Genomic DNA, 19600 nt, shown 5'->3' on the forward strand with positions numbered 1-19600 from the left:
CTTTGTGTGACTCTGTGCCAGAGAGCGGCTCCACCGAGAACCCCAGGTCAGGCTTCTGACCTGGGGTTTTCTGCGTTCGCGGCGGCGTCTGCGGCGTCTGCGGCGGCTGGTGCGGGGCGGTTGGCGGCTCGGGTCAGGTGGTGCCAGATTGCCTCGGCCTGGTCTTGGGGGGTGGCCGGGGGAAGGGGGGTTTCGGCGCGGGGGCCGCGCTGGCGGTGGGCGCGGAAGTGCTTCAGGGCGCGGGCGGGGATGGTCGGGGACTGCTGGGCGTGGTACCGCTCCGGGGACCGGCTGAAGGCCAGGGCACAGGCGGCGACCAGGGTGTCGGGCGTGGCCTGGGGGAGCGGCTGGTGGTCGAGCAATGCCCGGGCCAGGCGGTCGGCGGCGGTGTGGTGCTCGGCGGTGGGGAAGAGGCTCGCCAGGGTGCGTCCGCCGAGCCGGTCCAGCGGGCTGTTCAGCATCAGCGCGGTGAAGCGGGTGGTGTTCTTCAGAGCGGGGTAGTCGGCGAACTCGGTCTGCCAGCGGGTGCGGACGGCTTCGGCCTGGTCGCTCAGTCCGAGGACGGTGAGGGCGTCGGCGGTCAGCGAGATCCGGTCGGGGATCGGCGGGTACCCGGCGGGCGTGGCGGCGCCCGGTCGGGTCGCCGCGAAGTCGCACAGGGCGAGGGCGTACCCGGGCCCGAGTGCCAGCACACCGTAGAGATCGGCGCACGCCTCGTGCAGGACCGAGAGCCAGTACCGGGCCGCGGCGCCCTGCGGGTTGCCGCCACCGAACTCGTTCACCACCGCGGCGCGCAGCGGGTCGGCCAGTCCCAGGTCGTCCAGCACCAGGTGGCCCACCTCGTGGGCGACCACCACCGCTTCCGGCAGGTGCCCCAGCTGGAGCCAGGGCACGCCGATGACCGATACGGGCAACTCTCGTACGGCCTCACGCAGTTCGTCGCTGCGCAGCCCGGAGCCGCTCGGGTCGACGGCGTTGCCGAACGCCCAGCCGCGGGGCAGCGCGAACGGGATCCCGGTGCGGGCGAGGTGGACCAGCGGCGGTTCGACGGGGGCGGCCGGGCCGGCGGCGGCCAGGGCGGGGGCGTAGCAGGACCAGGCGAGATCGTCGGCCAGGTCGAGGAACTCGCGGGCGAAGGAGAGGTGGCGCAGGGTCAGCTTCTCCCGGAAGTAGTCCCAGATCTGGTGCAGGCCGACGATCCGGCTCTCGGTCGCCACCCAGTCCTCGACCGGATCGTCGGCGGCTTGCGCGAGCCGGTCCAGGAGCAGGGCCAGCGGGCGGGTGATCGCCAGGATCCGGGTGCGGTACTCGCGCAGTTCGCCGGTGGCCGAGCCGATCTCCTGCCAGTAGGCGAACTCGGCCCGCAGCCCGGTGACTTTGGCCGCCAGCTCGATCTGCTTGCGGCGGGCACGCGAGGCGGTCACGGGTCGAGCCCCGGGGCGGCCAGGAGGTCGGGCGGGAGGTGACTGAAGAGTGCGGGGGAGAGCTCGGGGACGGGGTGCTCGGTCGCGTGGGTCACCCGGCTGGTCTCCTCGCACAGGTACGCCCAGGCCTGGGCCGGCGTTTGGTGGGTGAGTGCGGTGGCGACGGGGTGGGCGGTGGAGACCTCGTTCAGGAGGAGCGGTCCGAGTGCCAGCACGGCGGTCACCCGCCCGTCCTCCAGCAGCTGGTGGGCGAACTCGTTGCGCAGGTGGAGCTGGCGGATCCGCTCGGTCGGGGACTCGACGGGCGGTACCTCCAGGACGACCAGGGGCTGCATCCCGGTCAGCACGTGGGCCAGCCGGGAGAGGAGCTCGTCGGGGGTCTGCAGGGTGCTGTCCGGATCGGGACCGAGGTCGATGTCGACGCCGACGGCACGGGAGGGCTTGACCATGGCGCCGTGGATGTGGAGTACGTCGGCGCTGACGTCCGCGAAAGTCTGATCCCAGCGTCCGGACAGGCGGTTGACCAGGTCCCATACCAGGGAGTCGTACTGGTGCCGCGGATCCGGCGGGCGGTAGAGGTGGTCGGAGCGCGCTGACCGTGCGCTCTTGGTGAGGAGCAGCACCCGGGCCGGGCGTCGCGGCTGGAGCAGCCGCAGCTGGTCCCGCAGCCTGGTGAGCCGGGCCTGAGTAGTGACGGAACCCTCGAATTCCCGGACCATTCCGTCGAGTTCCGCGTCGTCCGACCTGAGCGACCGGGCCGTGCGAATGGTCCACTCCCGAGTGAGGCGATCCTCGCCACCGCGATAGAGGTAGCGCAATCGCGGGTTGTGCACGAGGGCCGTCCCGTCGAGCGTTGCGTCTTCCCAGGGCACGCCTGCCAGGGCGCCCGCCTGGAGCCGGAAGCGCAGGTCGACGGGTGTGGTGGCGGCGGTCTGGTCCAGCTCGCGCGGCAGGTCGGCTCGGAGCAGCAACTGTCCCGCCTCCCAAAAGAGATCCTCCGCCGACTGTTGGCGGCGCCTCGGCTCGACGAGGCCGTCGAGCCACGGCGCCGGCAGTTGGTGCAGCTCGGCCGCCATGGTCCGTACGCTGCTCAGCGAGATCTGTACCTGAACCGGTTGGTCCCGGCCGACCAGCGCAGCGGCCACGGTGACCTCGTTGCCCAGTCGCGCGCCTGGACCAGGCGGGTTGGCAGCCGTCTCCGGTGCGTTCGGCTGGCTGTCGGTTTCCCGCGGCTCCCCGGAAGACTGCGGCGCCCCGGAGCGCAGTGTCTGACGCACACCCAGGTCCTGCCAGATCCGGGAGGCGGTCGTAGCGGCTTGTTCCCTCCCCTGAGCCTTGCGGCGGGCCGTGGCGAGGACGTCGTGGGCGCGGGCCATCAAGGCGGAGCGCTCGCGCAGCAGGTGTTTGACGGCGCGCTCGGCGTACGTCTCAGCCACCCGCGGCCGGTCGTGCAGGTTGCTCTCTGCCGCCGTGACCAGGACATCGGCAGCCACCCAGGGGTGGTTCGGATAGGCCAGGCTCAGGCTCTGCACCAGGTCGCGCGGGAGCTCGACGGTCGCGCCGAGCCGGGCTCGCGCGGCCACCCAGTCCCGCCAAGCGAGTGGCTCGACCCCGGTCAGTAGCCGAGTACATCGGTCGAGCAGGGCGAGGGCCTCGTCCACCTCCCCGGCCAGCCGCAGCAGTTCGACCAGGGTGAGACCGAGCGCGGCCGAGTCGGCGTCCTGGGGCCGGTCGAGGGGCATCCGTGGCGCGCCCTTCAGCACGGCCTGTAGCAGGCTCGCGACTTGCGGCAGGGCATCGGCCGGGACGCCCGCGCAGTTCCTCAGCTCGGCGAGGGCGGCCAACCGGCTCTCCGGAGTGGGCAGGCCGACCAGTGACCGGGTGAGCTCGACCAACCGCTGCTTCCTGCGGTTCGGTTCGCACAGGGCCAGGCCCAGCAGGGCGGTTCGCCGCCGAAGTGCGGGTGTGCCGTCCCGCTCGACCTCCTCGTTCAGACGCTGAAAGTCGCGCTCGTCGTACCAGGATTCGAGCGTCGCCACCCGAAGGCCGGCCAGCCGCCAGCCGATCCGTTCGGCGAGAGGGGCCGCCTCGATGCCGAGCAGAGCGGCTCGGTCGAGCTCTCCGCGCGCGCTCCGGGCGTCGTGGTTGTGGGTGAGGTGGAGTTCCGCACAACGGATGTGCCGCTCGGCCCGGGCCCGCTCGTCGGACCCAAGCGGCCGGTAGTCCTGCCAGAGATCCAGCGCGGACTGCAGGTCGCCCAGGGCGGCGTGGTGCTCCGCCTCGGCCGTGCAGACCTCGAACATGCCGTCCGTGGACCGTGCCCAGTCGAGGGCCAGCCGCTTGACGTCGGCTCCGCGGGTGAGGGCGATCGCGTTCGGCCGGCGCAGCGCGAGCAGGGCGTGGGTGGACACCGCCAGGGCGCGCGCACGCTCCAGGGACCGCCAGTCGAGATCCTCGGCTCCCGCCATCAGGTCGACGGCCCGCTGGTAGCTGCCGCAGGAGAGCAGAATGCGGCCGTGGAGCCGTAGTTCGCCGGGGTCGGTCCGATCCAGCAGGTTCGACCAGCCGAGCGTCAGATCGACCCGCCCGGCCGCCAGCGCGGTGCCGACCCCCAACTCGGCCGCAGCCAGCGCGCGACCGGGACCGAGGAGGCGCGCCCTGCGGTACGCGGTCCGCAGCAAGTCGGAAGCCACCATCTCCTGGCCCAGGTTCATTGCGCGTTGGGCGAGCAGCATCAGCATCTCGGGCGGAACCGCGTGCCCGGCCACCTCCAGCCCCTCGACCTCCCAGGGGTCGCCCAGCCGTTCCAACCCCTGTACCAAGGCTGCCGGTAGCCGCCGGACGACCGTCTCGATCGCTTCGGGTTCGCCGACCTGCAGGGCGGCCTCGGCGGCCAGCTGCCACCTGTCCGTCAGCCGCCAGTCGGGCTCCGGATGGTCCGTCAGCAGGTTCTCGGCCTGCTCGACCCGGTCGAGGACCGCCTGCCAGCGGCGGCGGTCGCTGCTGACCGCGGCGGCTCCGCGCTGGGCCGCGGCGAGGAGGAGGTGGGCCTCGCCCTGGAGCCAGCGCGGCACCAGCGCGGCGGACTCGGCGCCCGGCTCGCCCGCCTCACCGGTGAAGTCGTCGTGCAGCAGTTCCGTCGCCAGTCGTTCGGTCCAGCCGGACCGGTCCTGGTCCTGGGCTTCGGCCAGGGCCGCCCGCCAGGAGCCGAGGCCTTGGCCGGGGCTCAGCTGGAACAGGTGGTAGAGCTGCTCGATCCGCCAGTCGGGCCAGCGGTCGGGCTGGGCCGTGGCGAGCCGGCCGTAGTAGTCGGCCGCGTCGCGGTGCAGCGGACGGCTGTCGTAGACCGGGTGTTCGCTGAGCAGTCGGCGCAACGGCTCGCGCACGATGGGGTGGACGACCACCGCGCCGTCCGTCTTGGCGTCCCACAGCAGCCAGGAGGACGCTTCGGCGAAGACGGTCAGGGACTCCCAGAGGCGGCGCAGTTCGGCGTCCCCGGCTGGAATTCCCGGGTTCTCCCGGTGCAGGAAGATCTCCTTGCGCAGCGTCGGCCGTCGGTCCTGGTCAGGGTCGTCGGTGCCCTCCTCGCCGCGGATGCCGAGCACCAGGTGCGGGCGCATGACGTTCCGTAGGAAGTCGAAGGTCAGTCGGCGCGGGACCACCCCGTAGCGCAGGATCCAGCGCAGGCGGTCGTCCTCGATCCGTTCGAGGACCCGGTCGATCGCGTAGAGCAGACCGGGACTGTGCCGGCTCTCGATCTGCTCGACGGTCAGTCCGGGTGACAGGTCGGCGTAGAGCGACAGGGTGAACGGCAGGCCCTGGGCGGCCTTGACCACGGCGCGCCGCAGTTCCTCGTCCCCCATGCCCCGGACCTCGGCGAGGTAGCGGTCGGCCTCGTCGGGTGCGAACCCCGTCAGGGCGAGCGTGACGGCCTCGGGGAGGTGCTCGGCGAAGCCGGCCAGTCGTCCGGCCAGCGGATAGCGCCCGGACAGCACCAGCCGAAGCTGGGGCACGGACGCCAGGAGCGCGCCGCACAGGGCGGTGAACTGCTCCTGGCGCGGGGACGAGCGAAGTGTCAGCTCCTCCATCGTGTCGAGGAGCAGGACCACGGGTCGGTCCGTCAGTGCCTGGGCCAGGGTCGCAACGAACAGGTCCAGCGCGGCGGAGGCGACCGCGGCCTCGTCGACCAGGCCGTCGAGGACCGCCCGGCCGCCTCCCACGGTCAGCGGGTCGAGCGCGCCCTCGAACTGCGCGTAGGAGGCCCGGAACTCGTAGAAAGGGGTGCCGGGCAGCTGGCGATCCAGCTGGGCCGCGAACTCCGTCAGCAGCAGCCAGGGATGGCCGGCGGCCGTCAACGGGTCGACCGTGTCGAAGTCCACCCGCGCGCACGGCACCGGTGTGTCGCGTGACATGCAGTACCGCGCGGTGAACCAGTGGAGCAGCATGGTCTTGCCGGTGCCGCCCATCGCGTGCAGCTGGACCACCCGCGGACCGGCCGCCTCGAGGAGATCCCGCAGCGGCTTCTCGACCTGCGGACGGGAGAAGTAGCGGGCCGAGCGGTTGAAGGCCGACTGCCACAACTGCCGTGACTGGATCCGTACCTGGGCGGCCCGCCTGGTCTCGATGAAGGCACCCGTGACCAGTTCCTCGCGCCCGTCCTCGCTCAGCGCGTTCAACAGGTCCTGGCCGCGCGCGAGGTCGTAGTCGGCGTCCGCCCGCAGGAAGGCCGAGACGAAGACCCGGTGGGCTTCCTCCGGGGCGCACAGCAGGAGTTGACGGACCAGCTCGACCGGCTGCTCGGCGCCGCGGTAGTGCTCCGCGAGCGTGGCGGCGAAGGCGGCCAGCTCGGTCGGCACCGCGCGCTGGGCCGGCCTCCTGGTGGTCGCGACCGCTCCGCCCCACCAGTCGTCCCAGCAGGCCTGCCGCAGCGACCCGGTGATCCGGAGCACCTCGCGGGCGGAGAGCGCCCGTTCGACCAGACCGTGGGTCAGCAGCTCGCTCAGCGGCGGACCGCCCGGCGTGCGGAGCAGTCCCTCGTACAGGCCCTCGGTGAACCGGGGGACGGTCGCGCACTGCCGCAGTGTCCTGCGCACCGCCTCCGGCAGGACCGACAGCAGGGCTGAACCCAGGCTGGTACCGCCCGCCAGTTCGGCCAGCAGGCCTTCCCAGGAGCCGGGTCCGGCAGAGCCGGTGGCGGAGGAGTTCATCAGTGCCCCGACCTCGTCTCGACCAGCTTCTCGAGGAGCGCCAGCATGTTCGGCGAGGTGGTGGGCTTGTTGCCCTTGATGCAGGGCTGCCAGATCTCCTGCAGCAGCGCGCTGCGCTCCTCGCGTTCGTGCTGCGGGATCCCCCGGACCTCGTCGTGCACCTGGCAGGCCACGATGTGCTCGCCGCTGATGTGCCGCAGTTCGCGCACACGGAATCCCTCAAGGTGGACCACGGGATGCGGTCGGCTGGGCCGGGGCAGCCGAGCACGTTCCTGCGCGCCGTCGTCCTCCACGACGATCAGCCGCAGCGGGCTCTCCTGGTCCGCCAGCACCGGCTCGATCAGATGCGGCATCAGGAAGTCGGCGAGGGCACCCTCCGCGAGCCCGTGCAGGCCGTCGAGGACCAGCGTGAGCCGGCGGTTGGGGCCGGCGCAGGCCGCCAGCGCCTGCAGCAGTTCGCCGAAGAGCAGCTCGGCGTTGCGGTACGGCCAGACCGCGTCGGCCTCCGGTTCCCACGGGCCGCCGTCGTCCTGGAGCCACGGCGGCCCGCCGGGTGGCGACTGGCCGCGCCGGCGGTGCACCAGACGGTGTCGGAACTCGGCCAGCGCCTCCCGGCTGTCCGCGCCGACCTCCTGCCCGACCCGCTCGCACAGGTGGCGGACGGCGCCCAGCCAGTCCCTGGTCCGGCCCTCGTCGTTGAAGTCCACATAGGCGGTCCGGCCGCCGTTGAGGTGCCAGCTGAGCAGGCAGGAGCGGACCAGGAAGGTCTTCCCGGTGTCCGCGCCACCGCGCACCACGGTCAGCCGCCGGCGCGGTCCGTACGGTTCGAAGGGGGTGAAGCCGCCGAAGAGCTCGCGCCGCTCGGCTGCTCGGTCGACCGCCAGGTGAAGCCGGGTGTCCGCGATCGCGAACAGTCCGGCGGCCTGCTCACGGTCGCCACCCGGCGCGCGGTGCAGGACGCGGTGCGGCCAGGCCGCCAGCATCAACCGGGCCAGGGCCCAGTCACGGTCGTCGAAACCGTTGCCGCGCCTGGCCAGGGCCTTGCGGGCGGACCAGACGGCCTCGTCCACCGGCTGCTCCTGCGCCAGCGCCTGGTACAGCGCGGCGGAGAAGTGCACGGCGAGGTCGGAGGCGATCTCCCCCTGCATGGTCACCAGGGCCCCGACCCCGATCGCCAGGAAGCCCTCGGCGATCGGGGAGAGTATCGGCGAGGCGTCCGGCCGGTCTTCGACGCTGGTGTCGCAGGCGTGCAGGACGACCAGCCGCAGGGTGTCGGCGGGCAGTTGGACCCGGATGTCCTGGGCGGTGAGGTGCCACGGTTCCTGGTCCTCGTCCTCACCGCGAAAGCGCAGCACTGTGCGGCCGTACAGGTCGAGGCCGCCGTGGCCGATGAAGTGCAGGATGTGCGGGCGGATCTTGGTCACGGTGTCGTAGAACTCCACCGAGGACGGACCGCGCAGCACCTCCACGTGCCACTCGCCGGGATGCCCGCGCAGGGCGCCCTGGATCGCCGCCACCTCCGCCTCGGACCGCAGCTCCTGGTCCGTCGGGCTGCCCAGCACGATCAGCACGCGCAGCGGCCGGTGCACCGGGGCGAGCGAGCGCAACCGCTGGTGGACCGCGTGGCCGAGGCGGGAGTCCCGGCCCCCGGGCAGGCTGCCGGGCAGCTCGAGCAGCTCCCAGGGCAGCTCACTCCAGACCGGGTCGGCGGCCTCGACCAGCGTGCGCAGCGCACCCGGGTGCGAGCACGACTTGCTGATCGCCTTCCACGCGGTCAGCACACCGGAGCTCTCCAGCAGACCGAGCAGCAGCCTGCGGGCCTGGTCGGCCCGTTGCGGGTCGTAGGGGCCGTGGCGCAGGACGGACCGGGCGGCGGCGAACTCGGCGGTGCCCCCGCGGGCGCCGTCGACTTCCGGCTTGTGCAGCCACCCGCTGTGCCGGGCCTGCGTTTCCTCATGGTCCTGGAACACCTCGACCGGCCAGCCGCCGTCGGCGAGTGACCCGATCCGGATGAGCACGGTGCACACCGACGGCTCCCGGTCTCAGCGGCGGTGTGCCGTCATCGCGAGTACGGCCCGTTCGAGTTGGGCCAGCGCGGACGGGCCGCTCGCCGGGCCGCTGTCGCCGCGCGCTCCGTAGGCTCCCTGCGGCACCTCCGCGGAACCCTCCTGCTGCTTGCGTTCCTCCTCGGCATAGGACTGGATCAGTGCCACCACTCCGTCCAGGCCCGCGCTGTCCTTGGCGCCAGCGTCGGCGTCCGCTCGAGCGGCGGCCGCGTCGGCCCGGGCGGCGCGGATCTCGGAGCGCTGGACGACGGTGCCGAAGACCAGGCCCGCCGCCGCGAAGACGATCGCCTCGGGTCCGGAGGAGAGGAAGACCAGCCGGTCCCAGTGGTCGTCGCCACGATTCACCGCGAGAAAGCCCAACAGGGCTCCGTAGCCGGCCAGCACCGCCGCTGCGAAGACCAGTTGCGCCCATGACGGGCCCCGGGCCCCGCCGCCCGTCGAAACGCCGGTCACCGCGTCCTCCGACAGGTCGTGCGCGTCTGCCACTTGTCGCTCCCCTCCGCATCCTGTTCTAGCATGCCAGTCTCCAACTCCGTGGCGCGCCAACCCAATGGCCTTGTGCAAGATCCAAGTTGACTGTCCGTCAACAGCCGTGGTGCTGACGGAAGGCCAGGTCACAGCCCCGACGCGCGCCGTCCGTGCCGTGAAATCCGCAGATGATTCGCCCCCGTACCGGCTAGCGTGGTGGCGCCGGCCAGCCGCACCGGCCCTCCTGCCACCACCCCCAGCAAGGAGCCGTGATCTCGTATGACCATCACCACCGAGCCTGTGCTCGCCCGGATTCCCGGGTCGAAGAGCATCACCAATCGGGCGCTGCTGTTGGCGGCCGCCGCCGAGGGAGCGAGTCTGCTGGGGGCGCCGCTGGTCAGTGCGGACACGGTGGCTTTCCGGGATGCGCTGATCGCCCTCGGGGTGGAGATCACCGAGCAGCCGGGCGGGGACTGGCTGGTGCACGGGCTGGGGCGGGGGCCGCGGGGGCGGGGCGACGTGTGGTGCGCGGATGCGGGGACGGCCGCGCGGTTCCTGCCGGTGTGGGCGGCCACCGGAGTGGGGGAGTTCGCCTTCGACGGCTCGGCGCAGTTGCGGGGGCGGCCGTTGCGGCCGTTGACCGAGGCGCTGGAGCGGCTCGGCGCGCACGTGCTGCCGGCCGAGGGCGGCGGGCTGCCGCTGCGGGTGCGCAGCAGGGGGCTGCGCGGTGGCGGCCTGGTGCTGGACTCGAGCACCAGCAGCCAGTACCTGACCGGGCTGCTGCTCTCGGCGCCGCTGATGGAGCGTCCGCTGACGGTCCGTGCGCCCGGCCTGGTCTCCAGGCCCTACGTCGACATGACGGTCGCGCTGATGCGCGGCTTCGGCGCCGAGGTGGCGATCGGGCCCGACGGGCGGATCCAGGTCGGCACCGGCGGGTACCGGGCCGCCGACCTGCGGATCGAGCCGGACGCCTCGACGGCCTCCTACGTCTTCGCGGCGGCGGCGGTGACGGGACGTTCGGTCACCGTGCCGGGGCTGGGCAGCGACAGCCTGCAGGGCGACCTGCGCTTCGTCGAGGTGCTGCGGACGGCCGGCGCCGAGGTGGAGATCGGGGCCGCGGCGACCACGGTGACCGGCACCGGGCGGCTGCGCGGCGGCTTCGAGGTGGACATGGGCGACATCTCGGACACCTTCATGACGCTGGCCGCGATCGCCCCGCTGGCGGACGCGCCGATCACGGTGCGCGGGATCGGGCACGCCCGGCTCAAGGAGTCGGACCGGATCGCGGCGGTGGCCGGGAACCTGCGGCGGCTCGGCGTCACGGTGGACGACGGGCCGGACTGGATCACCGTCACCCCCGGGGAGGTCCGCCCCGGGTCGGTCGACTGCCACCGGGACCACCGGATCGCGATGGCCTTCTCGGTGCTGGGTCTGCGGGCGGACGGGATCGAGCTGGACGACCCGGACTGCGTCGACAAGACCTTCCCTGAGTTTCACCAGGAGTTCGGCCGACTCTTCGGCTGATCGAAGATCGACGGAACCCCGCACTCTGGCAGACTGCCGATCATGCCCGACGTCCAGGAGATCTCCCGCTCGGCACTGCTCCGCCGGGGCATCCTGCTCGAATACGCCACGCTCGGCTGGAACGTGCTGGGCGTCGGCGTGCTCGCGGTGGCGGCCGTCGCCGCGCGGTCGGTCGCGCTGGCCGGGTTCGGCCTCGACTCGGTGATCGAGATCGGCGCCTCGACCGTGGTGCTCTGGGAGCTGTCCGGCACCGGGGAGGAGCGGCAGCGCAGGGCGCTGCGGTTGATCGGCGCCGGGTTCGCGCTGCTCGCCGGGTACCTGCTGGCGCAGTCGGTCGCGGTGCTGGTCGGCCGGGTGCATCCGCACCACTCGCCGCTCGGCATCGCCTGGACGGGCGTCACCGCGCTGGTGATGTTCGCCCTCGCCACCGGCAAGGCGCGCACCGGTACGGCCCTGGACAACCCGGTGCTGCGTACCGAGGGCCGGGTGACCCTGGTCGACGGGCTGCTCGCCGCCGCCGTGCTGCTCGGCCTGCTGCTGAACAGCCTGCTCGGCTGGTGGTGGGCCGACCCGCTGGCCGGCTTCGTGCTGGCGGGGTACGCGGTGCGCGAGGTGCGGGAGATCTTCCGGGGCCGGCAGTGACATTCCGGGGCCGGCAGTGACAGTCGGCTGATCAGCCGGTCGGCAGCAGCGAGCGGACCAGCCGCAGGGCCTCCGGCAGTTCGGACAGCGGCGCGGGCGAGGTGGGGAAGTGGCCCCCGGTCGGGGTCACGGTGGCGGTGGCGCCGAGCTCGGTGACGAAGCGCATGATGTGCTCCGGCGTGGCCGCCCCGGTGACCGGGTCGTCGACGGCGTGCAGCACCCGGAACTCCCGTGCGGCCCGCCGGATCCGCGGCCAGTCGAAGGCCGGCTGGAAGAACCCCGCGAGCTCCTGGTAGCCGACCTCGCCGGCCATCGAGGCGACCAGCACCACACCCGCGAACGGCCCCTCGGCCTCGGTGTCGTGCTGCGCGAGCAGCCGCAGCAGGTTGACCCCGCCGAGGCTGTGGCCGATCAGCACGGTGTCGCCGGCCCGTCGGCGGCCGGTCTCGGCCAGCACGGCCCTGAGCCAGCCGGCGGGTTGCGGCGCGGCCGGGTCGGGCAGCCGGAGCAGCTCCACCTCGTGGCCCAGTGCCGTCAACTCCCGCTGCAGGTACGGGTACCAGTTCTCGTCGGTGGTCTCACGGTAGCCGTGCACCACGATGATCTTGCTCATGATCTTTCCCTCCTCCCGCTGCGCAACGAGGAGGAGCGGCGGGAGGACACGGGCTGCCGTGCCGGGGGCCGCCCGGATCCCGGGCGCCCCCGAACACCGCTGTCAGCCCGTCAGGTTGGCCCAGCAGTCGGCCTCGCCGATGTGCTGCGGGTCCAGCGCGTGCCGGATCTCGTGGCGCACCACCGGGTCCACGGCCATCAGCGCGTGGCCCGGCAGGTTCGCCGGGCAGAGGTCCTGGACCAGCACGTTGTGCACATCGGGGCCGGAGAGGAACTGGGTGCCGTAGGGCGTGACCACCTCGTCGTACTTGGTCGCGATCACCGTGTACGAGACGCCGGGCAGGGTGTCGCCGCCCGCGTTGAGCTGGTTCAGCGTGGCGGAGCCGGTCACCTGGTCGGTGCAGGCGGGGCAGGCCGCGCCGCCCAGGTCGAGGGCGCCGGGGAAGCCCTTGGCCAGCGTGGCGAGTCCGTCCAGGGTGGTCCCGTGGTTGCTGGGGGCCAGCCCGACCAGGGTGTGCACCTTGGCCGCGCCGCCGTCGAACCTGAGGTAGTAGCGCGGCATCATGCCGCCCTGGCTGTGGCCGACAATGTCGACCTGCCCGGCGCCGGTGGCCGCCAGCACCCCGTCCACGAAGGTGGCGAGCTGCTGGGCGGAGTCGGCGACCGGGGCGATCGCCCGCAGGAGGGGGACGCCCGGCTGCTCACCGTAGGTGAGGGCGTAGACGCAGTAGCCCTCGGCGGCCAGCGCGGGGGCGATGGTCAGCCAGTTGACCGAGCCGTTGGCGAAGGTGCCGTGCACCAGCACCACCGGGCGCGGGTGGGCCGCGGTCGGCCGGCAGGACCAGTTGTTGGCGCCGGGCACCAGCGGCGCGGCGAGCGCCTGGGCGGCGGCGACCGGGTCCGCGGCCGTGGTGGCCACGGCGGGTACGGCCGTGGCTCCGGCCAGCGCGGTGGCGAGGAGTCCGCAGCCGGCCGCGAGCGCGGCGAATCTACGGGCCTTGGTTCCAGACATGCCTGTCCTCCGGGTGGGGGTGGGAGGTACGCGAACGGCGCGTGGGGGTGCGCCGGGGAACTGGCCGGTAAGTTACTGCTGGGTTACACGCTTGGCCAGACACCGCGCGGCAATTGACACCGGGACCACCCGGAAGTGTCCGACCCGGCAGCGGATGCCTGCGGGGCCCCGGCTTGGGTCGGGGTGGCAGGATGCCGGATCATGTCGCGGGTGCGGGGCACGGGCGGCCACTTCGGCCGACAAGGTGTGAGGAGCGGGACCAGGTGATCGGACGAGCGCTGAACGGCCGCTACGAGCTGGTCGGCACCCTCGGGGCCGGCGGTATGGCCACCGTCTACCACGGCGTCGACCGGGTGCTCGGGCGCGAGGTGGCCGTCAAGATCCTCAACGGCGGCCTGGCCGAGGACCCGCGGTTCGCCGAGCGGTTCGGCCGCGAGGCGCAGCACGCGGCGATGCTGGTGCACCCGCGGATCGCCATGGTCTTCGACTCCGGCATGGACCAGGGCTCGCCCTACATAGTCATGGAGCTGATCCGGGGCCGGTCGCTCGGCTCGGTGCTGGCCGAGGGCGGTCCGCTGCCCGTCGAGCGGGCGGTCGGGATCGCGGCGGCGGTCTGCGAGGCGCTGGAGGTGGCGCACGCGGCCGGCCTGGTGCACCGGGACATCAAGCCGGGCAATGTGATGATCACCGACGACGGCGGCGTGAAGGTGGTGGACTTCGGCATCGCCCGCGCCTCGGCCTCCGGGCAGCAGCTCACCCAGACCGCCACCGTGCTCGGCACCGCCGCCTACCTGTCGCCCGAGCAGGCCACGGCCGGCGAGGTGGACGGCCGCGCCGACCTGTACGCGCTGGGCTGCGTGCTGACCGAGATGCTGACCGGCGAGCCGCCGTTCACCGCCGACACCCCGGTGGCCATCGCCTTCAAGCAGGTCACCGAGGAGGCCGCGCCGGTCAGCCGGCGCCGCCCCGAGCTGCCGCCCGCGCTGGACCTGATTGTGGCGCGGCTGCTGGCCAAGCGTCCGCAGGACCGGCCGGCGACGGCGGCCGCCGCCCGGGCCGAGCTGCTCGCCGCGGTGCCGGTGGCGGGGGCGGTGGACCGCACCGCCGAGCTGCTGGCGATGACCGCGCCGGGACCAGCGGGCGCCGGCGACCGGACGGCGCTGCTGCCGCCCACTCCGGGCCACCGGCCCGCCGCCGCCCACACCTCCGTGATGGCACCGCTGCCCCCGCACTCGCCGGAGCAGTACCAGGACGCGCCGGAGCCGCGCCGCTCCGGCCGGACCCTCGGGCTGGTGCTCGGCGGGGTCGGCCTGGCGGCGGCCGGACTGATCGGGGTGCTGGTCTCCTCGAACTCCGCCGCCGGCAACGGTGCCGGCCAGCCCCGGGCGGGCCACTCCGAGTCGGCCGCCGCGCCGCCGGCCGCCGCCTCCGCGTCCAGCAGCCCGACGGCCCCGTCCCCCTCGCCGGGCACGGCCCGTCCCACCCCCGCCTCGCCGGCCGCCGCGATCGCCGCGCTGCGCGCGGAGATGGTCCAGGCACAGCTGCCGAAGGACCGTCAGGCCCCGCTGCTGAAGACCCTCGACGCGGCCACCGCCGCGCTGGTCGGCCAGCAGCCGCAGGACGCCGTAGTGGCCCTGAAGGCCGAGCAGCGCCAAGTCCGCGACCTGTCCAAGAAGCACGCCGTCGACAACCAGACCGCGGCCTCCTGGCAGCGCCAACTCGCCTCGATCATCACCAGCTTGAACGCCGACGCCAACAACCCCGACAACCCCGACAACGGCGGCAACTGACCGGCGGCAACCGACCGACCGGCGGGTCGTCACCGAGGCTGCGCCACACCCAACGCGCAGGACTCGGCGAACCCCTGGCTGGTCAGCCCGAAGGCGCTGTTCACCCGCGAACGCAGGTTCTCGAGCGCGACCATCATGGTCAGTTCCACGAAGGCCGGTTCGCCGAGCCGGGCGAGAAGTTCGGCGGCCAGCTCGTCGCTGACGGCCGGCTCGGTCTCGGTCATCGCCTCGGCGTAGGCCAGCACCGAGCGCTCCAGCGGGCTGAACACCCCGGTGGTCTCGCGCCAGTTCGGCACCTGGCTGATCTTCTCCTGGGACAGCCCCTGCCCGGCGCCCTCCCAGTAGCCGAAGTCCATGCACCAGGAGCAGTTGATCCGCGCGGCGGCGGCCATCACGGCCAGGTGCTTGAGCAGCGGGTCCAGCCGGTTCCAGCGGGCCACCCGCCGCTCCAGGCGCACGTAGTCGAGGAGCACCCGGGGGTGGTGGCCGATCGCCCGTCCGGGTTCGAGCACCTTGCCGTAGGTGCGTCGGGAGTACCAGTCGCCCAGCCGGATCAGCAGGGTGCGCGGCGGGGTGAGCGAGATGCGGGCCATGGTGGTCGTCCTCCTCGGCGGGGCGCCCGGTCGGCGCCGTCACCGCAGAGGACAGACCACCCGGCCCGGTTGTGACACGCCCCGCTACTGCCGCGTTCCGCAGCCGGGGCAGAAGGCCGCGCCGGCCGGCACCGCGGCCTGGCAGGAGCGACAGGCGGCCGGGTCGCCCAGCCGGTATCCACAGCCTGTGCAGAACGTTCCGCCGTGCGTCTGCGCGCCGCACTGCGGGCAGACCAGCTGGCGCGGGGTGCTCACGTCGTAGCCGGCGCCGGTCTGCTGGCCGGCGTCGTAGGCGCGCTGGGTGACCTGGTCGTTCAGGCCGCGGTGACGGGCCGCCTCGGCCTCGGCGGCGGTGTCCGGCGCGCAGTCCAGGCAGAGGCCCTGGGCCGGGTTCCAGCACTGGTCGCAGACGTGCTTGGTGCACCGGGCGCAGCGGTGGAAGTGGCTCTGCGCGTTGGCGATCGCCCGCTCGAAGGCGGCGTCCCGGGCGCCACCCCAGCTGGCTCCCGCCAGGCCGTCGGCGGCGTTGCTGATGGTGCCGGCGTTGCCGCCGATCAGGTTCCAGGCGGCGCCCATGCCCTTGCCGATCCAGCCGGCCGCCCGACCGGTGGTGAAGGCCTCGAAGGGGGAGCGCCAGGTGTCGTAGCAGCGGCTGCAGTTGAACTCGAACTGGAAGCCGGCGCCGGTGCCGTACTGCTCGCACAGGTCACGGTAGTTGTTGGTGAAGTAGATCTCGCCGCTCACGGCTGAAACCCCCCAGGTCTGTGGTGTGTGGCCCGAGCCGTACGACGCGGGCCGCCCGTGGGCGGTTCTGCCCGGTGAGATGATATTCAGGCCGGATGGCCCGGCACATCCGGCATCTTGCTGCGGCCGGTTGTGCGCGGGCATGGCAAAGCCCCCGACGTGCCGTCGTTCGACGGGGCGTCAGGGGCTTCGCAAGCCTGTGGGACTGCTCAGGCGGTGGTGTTCGTCTTGGTGGTGTCCTCGGCCTTGGTGACGTTGACCGGCGCCACAGCGGGGCGGGGCTGGTCGGCCGTCGAGTTGGCCGTGGTGGCGTCGGCGGCGGGGGCGTCGTCCTCGCGCATGGCCTTGGTCTCGGCCTTCAGGATGCGCATGGACTTGCCGAGGCCGCGTGCCATCTCCGGCAGCTTCTTCGAGCCGAACAGCAGGATGAGGACAGCCAGCACCACCAGGAGGTGCCAGGGCTCCAGACCGTTGCGGAACATCCCTGACCACCGGTCCCTTCGGTTTTTCTAGCCGTTGCAGAGCCGGGCGGGCCGCCCGACATCGCCAGTATGCCTGGCGTAGTGCGGGAACGTATACACCCGCCGGGAAACGATGGTCAAAGAGCGGGTGACAGTGGCACGTTCGCCGGGCTTCGTCCGCATGTGGTCTGGACCACATGTCCAGGTCAGCGGGAGAGCAGTACCGCCCACACGGTGGCCACCGCGACCAGCGCGATCGTGGCCGCGACCGCGCGCAGCGGCGCGGCCCGCACCGCCCGCGGCTCGGGCCCCAGCTCCAGCTCCCGGCGGCGCCGCACCCCGAACGCGTACAGCGCGCAGGCCGCGGCGGCCAGCAGCGCGCCGAGCGCGGTCAGCCCCGGTTCGGCCTTCACCAGACCGGTCCGCAGCACCAGCGCGGCGTTCACGGCCAGGACCATGGCGGTGCGGCTCCAGGCGAGCACCGTCCGCTCGGCCTGCAGGCCGGGATCGCGGACCGGGTCCGGGCGCTCGTTCATCCGGAGTACCCGACGATCAGCACGCAGAAGACCACCGCCGCCACCGCCACGCAGACCGTCAGCACCAGCAGGGCGTGGGTGTGCGGCAGCCCCCGCCCTGCCCGCATCGCCCGCTCCACCATGGCCCAGCGCCGGTACGCCGCCGCGCCGAGGCCGGCCCCGCCGAGCGCCAGCACCACCGCGAGCGCGGCCCGCACCGCGGCTGGGGCGAGCTTGGGGGTCAGCTGGTCGATCGCGATCGCGCCCGCCAGCAGCGCCAGCGCCGTCCGTATCCAGGCCAGGAAGGTGCGCTCGTTGGCCAGCGAGAAGCGGTAGTCGGGGTCCTCGTCCTCCTTGCGCCAAGCGGGCTCGGGCATCGGACGGTCCCTCCGGGTACGTGCGAGTTACGTGCGAGTTCTGAATCGACCCTAGGGGAAGCCTCCCCTGCCCGCGCAACGGGGGTGCGGGAGGCAGGGCGGGCCGACGCCCCGGTCGGCTCTGTCCGGGGTGCGGGGCGGGCGCGGTGCGCCGAGGCTGGAGGGTATGGGTACTAATCAGACTGATCAGAAGATCTTCGCCGGCTTCCAGGTCAATCGTCAGCTGCTCAGCGCCGGCCTGGTGCTCGGCGGGGTGGGCGCGGCCGCGGGACTGCTGGGCACGGTGCTGGTCGGGGTGGCGCTGGCCACCGCGGGACGCGGCTGGGTGCGGCAGCTGGAGACGCCGCCCACTGAGCGCGCCGCCCGGACACTGCAGCAGGCCAGGGCCGCCTCGCAGGCCGGCCTGGACGCCTGGCGCAACGCGGCCTCGGTCAACTGACCGGACCACCGCCGAGCTCGGCCCGCAGCGTCCGCTTGATGATCTTCCCGGTCGGGTTGCGCGGCAGCGGCTCGATCCGGAAGAACACGTGCGCCGGGACCTTGAAGGCGGCCAGCCGGGCACCGACGTGCGCGCGCAGCTCCGTCGCGTCGGCGGTCGCGCCCGGGCGCAGCCGGACCACCGCCGCGACCTCCTCGCCCAGCAGCGGGTGCGGCAGGCCGAGCACCGCGACGTCCGCGACCGCCGGGTGGTCGTGCAGCACGCCCTCGACCTCCACGCAGTACACGTTCTCGCCGCCGCGGATCACCAGGTCCTTGAGCCGGTCGACCACGTAGATCTCGCCATCCCGCACGCAGGCCAGGTCGCCGGTGTGGAACCAGTCCTCGGTGAAGGCGGCGGCGGTGGCCTCGGGCTGGTTCCAGTAGCCGCGGAACACGGCCTGCCCGCGCAGCCACAGCTCGCCGACCTCGCCGTCGGGCAGCGCCTGCCCCGCGCCGTCCGCGATCCGCACCGCGAGCGCGGGGCAAGGGCGGCCGATGCTGTCGGGGTGTTCCAGGTAGCGGGCGCCGACGTTGGCGATCACTCCGCCGCAGGTCTCGGTGAGCCCGTAGCCGTTGCGGGCCTCGACCCGGCCGTCGAACCGGCGGCGGATCCGCCTGGCCAGGTCCGGCGGGGCGGCGGCGCCACCGGTGTTGATCATCGCCAGGCCGGGCAGCCGGTGCTCCGTGGCATCGGCCGCGTCGAGCAGGCCCAGGGCGGTGGCCGGCACCCCGCTGTAGGTGGTGACCCGGTGCCGGGTGATCAGCTCCAGGGCCGTCGCCGGGTCCCACTTGCGCATCAGCACCGCCGTGCCGCCGTTGCTCATCAGGGGGAAGAGCGTGGTGAAGGCGGCCACGTGGAAGAACGGGAAGGTCAGCAGGACCGTCTGCGGCTGGATCCGGGCGAGGTCCCGGCCGGCGGTCAGCGCCGAGGTGGCGGCGAAGAAGCGCGGGCCCACGGTGGCCGCGCACCAGGCGGACTGGGTGGCGACCACGCCTTTGGGGCGGCCGGTGGTGCCGGAGGTGTACATGATGGTGGCGTCGTCCTCGGGGGAGATCGCCACCTCGGGGGCCGACACACCGTCAGCGGGGGGCGGCAGCTCCTCGAACCGCTCGACCCGCTCGCCGGTCGCGGGACCGGGTACCCCGACGGTCAGCAGCCAGGGCCGCTCGGGCTGGGCGGCCAGCCAGGGCGCCACCCGCTCGGCCCGCTCGGGATCGGTGACCAGCAGCCCGGGCCGGCAGTCGTCCAGCGCGTGGGCCAGCTCCTCGGCCTCCCACCAGGCGTTCAGCGGCACCGCGATCAGCCCGGCCAGCTGGGTGGCCCAGAACGCGACCTGCCACTCCAGCAGGTTGCGCATCGCGATCGCCACCCGGTCGCCGGGGCGCAGCCCGTACTCGGCCAGACAGCGGTGCGCCAGCGCGGCGGCGGCCGCGTAGTGCGAGGCGAAGGTGTGGCTGCTGTCGTCCAGCACCAGGAAGGGGCGGTCGCCGTGCGCCCTGGTGGACTCCAGGAAGTCGCGCAGCACGGCGGGCCCGTTGACGTACCGTCGGCCCCGTGGCGTCTCGACGGCGTGGAACGGCGTGCCGGGGGCCGAGAGCGCGGCCTGCACCCGGGCGACGACGGCGAGCGAGCTGCTGGACGGGGTGGTCATCGGCGCGTCCTCATCGACGAGGGGGTACCACGA

Annotated in this window: 16 protein-coding genes; 4 read left to right on the plus strand and 12 right to left on the minus strand. The window is 73.2% G+C overall.

Annotated features, from left to right (window positions below; genetic code table 11):
- Window positions 1–47: 47 nt before the first annotated feature.
- The 4 genes from BR98_RS36660 to BR98_RS24885 are packed head-to-tail and all read right to left on the minus strand — an operon-like array spanning window position 48 to window position 9183.
- Window positions 48–1424, minus strand: coding sequence for a hypothetical protein (locus BR98_RS36660; RefSeq protein ID WP_051970180.1), 1377 nt, complete (start codon window positions 1422–1424; stop codon window positions 48–50).
- On the minus strand, window positions 1421–6631 hold the full coding sequence (locus tag BR98_RS24875; RefSeq protein ID WP_035847659.1) for a hypothetical protein: 5211 nt from the start codon (window positions 6629–6631) through the stop codon (window positions 1421–1423). The genes BR98_RS36660 and BR98_RS24875 overlap by 4 nt, the downstream gene beginning before the upstream one ends.
- Window positions 6631–8658, minus strand: a complete 2028-nt coding sequence (locus BR98_RS24880) for a CHAT domain-containing protein (RefSeq protein WP_035847662.1) — start codon at window positions 8656–8658, stop codon at window positions 6631–6633. Before BR98_RS24880 ends, BR98_RS24875 begins: the two co-directional genes overlap by 1 nt.
- Window positions 8659–8673: 15 nt before the next feature.
- A complete protein-coding gene (locus tag BR98_RS24885) occupies window positions 8674–9183 on the minus strand; it encodes a hypothetical protein (protein ID WP_035847664.1) in 510 nt (169 codons plus the stop codon).
- 261 nt (window positions 9184–9444) lie between these two features.
- On the opposite strand from BR98_RS24885, the gene aroA reads away from it, so the two are divergent.
- Together aroA and BR98_RS24895 are read left to right on the plus strand one after the other, a co-directional pair.
- Window positions 9445–10689 (plus strand): 3-phosphoshikimate 1-carboxyvinyltransferase, encoded by a 1245-nt coding sequence (aroA, locus tag BR98_RS24890; protein ID WP_035847666.1) that lies wholly within the window; start codon window positions 9445–9447, stop codon window positions 10687–10689.
- A 42-nt stretch (window positions 10690–10731) separates the two neighbouring features.
- Complete coding sequence (locus tag BR98_RS24895) at window positions 10732–11331, plus strand: cation transporter (RefSeq protein ID WP_035847668.1); 600 nt, start codon at window positions 10732–10734, stop codon at window positions 11329–11331.
- A gap of 31 nt (window positions 11332–11362) precedes the next feature.
- Here BR98_RS24895 and BR98_RS24900 read toward each other — a convergent pair whose 3' ends face one another.
- On the minus strand, window positions 11363–11944 hold the full coding sequence (locus tag BR98_RS24900) for an RBBP9/YdeN family alpha/beta hydrolase (protein ID WP_035847670.1): 582 nt from the start codon (window positions 11942–11944) through the stop codon (window positions 11363–11365).
- 102 nt (window positions 11945–12046) lie between these two features.
- Window positions 12047–12955 carry an esterase/lipase family protein gene (locus BR98_RS24905; protein WP_083976952.1) on the minus strand — a complete coding sequence of 303 codons (909 nt, stop codon included), beginning with the start codon at window positions 12953–12955 and terminating at the stop codon, window positions 12047–12049.
- 263 nt (window positions 12956–13218) lie between these two features.
- Here BR98_RS24905 and BR98_RS24910 point away from each other — a divergent pair, with 263 nt between their 5' ends.
- Window positions 13219–14745, plus strand: a complete 1527-nt coding sequence (locus BR98_RS24910; RefSeq protein WP_051970181.1) for a protein kinase domain-containing protein — start codon at window positions 13219–13221, stop codon at window positions 14743–14745.
- A gap of 29 nt (window positions 14746–14774) precedes the next feature.
- Here the strand turns inward: BR98_RS24910 and BR98_RS24915 are convergent, their stop codons facing one another.
- The 5 genes from BR98_RS24915 to BR98_RS24935 form a co-directional block, all read right to left on the minus strand.
- Window positions 14775–15338 carry a carboxymuconolactone decarboxylase family protein gene (locus BR98_RS24915; RefSeq protein WP_035847672.1) on the minus strand — a complete coding sequence of 188 codons (564 nt, stop codon included), beginning with the start codon at window positions 15336–15338 and terminating at the stop codon, window positions 14775–14777.
- Between the two features lie 84 nt (window positions 15339–15422).
- The gene (locus BR98_RS24920; RefSeq protein ID WP_035847674.1) at window positions 15423–16082 is read right to left on the minus strand and encodes a zinc ribbon domain-containing protein; all 660 of its coding nucleotides are present in this window, start codon (window positions 16080–16082) and stop codon (window positions 15423–15425) included.
- Window positions 16083–16291: 209 nt separating this feature from the next.
- Window positions 16292–16564: a Sec-independent protein translocase subunit TatA gene (gene tatA, locus BR98_RS24925; protein WP_035847676.1), complete on the minus strand. Its 273-nt coding sequence runs from the start codon at window positions 16562–16564 to the stop codon at window positions 16292–16294.
- A 185-nt stretch (window positions 16565–16749) separates the two neighbouring features.
- The gene (locus BR98_RS24930) at window positions 16750–17079 is read right to left on the minus strand and encodes a DUF202 domain-containing protein (RefSeq protein ID WP_035847679.1); all 330 of its coding nucleotides are present in this window, start codon (window positions 17077–17079) and stop codon (window positions 16750–16752) included.
- Entirely contained in the window at window positions 17076–17435 is a 360-nt protein-coding gene (locus BR98_RS24935; RefSeq protein WP_035847682.1) for a YidH family protein, read from the minus strand. Before BR98_RS24935 ends, BR98_RS24930 begins: the two co-directional genes overlap by 4 nt.
- A gap of 166 nt (window positions 17436–17601) precedes the next feature.
- On the opposite strand from BR98_RS24935, the gene BR98_RS24940 reads away from it, so the two are divergent.
- On the plus strand, window positions 17602–17874 hold the full coding sequence (locus BR98_RS24940; RefSeq protein WP_051970182.1) for a hypothetical protein: 273 nt from the start codon (window positions 17602–17604) through the stop codon (window positions 17872–17874).
- On the opposite strand, the gene BR98_RS24945 is transcribed toward BR98_RS24940, so the two are convergent.
- A complete protein-coding gene (locus tag BR98_RS24945; RefSeq protein ID WP_051970183.1) occupies window positions 17867–19567 on the minus strand; it encodes a class I adenylate-forming enzyme family protein in 1701 nt (566 codons plus the stop codon). The genes BR98_RS24940 and BR98_RS24945 overlap by 8 nt on opposite strands.
- Window positions 19568–19600 lie beyond the last annotated feature (33 nt).

Origin of the sequence: Kitasatospora azatica KCTC 9699 (assembly GCF_000744785.1) — a bacterium.
GTDB lineage: Bacteria > Actinomycetota > Actinomycetes > Streptomycetales > Streptomycetaceae > Kitasatospora > Kitasatospora azatica.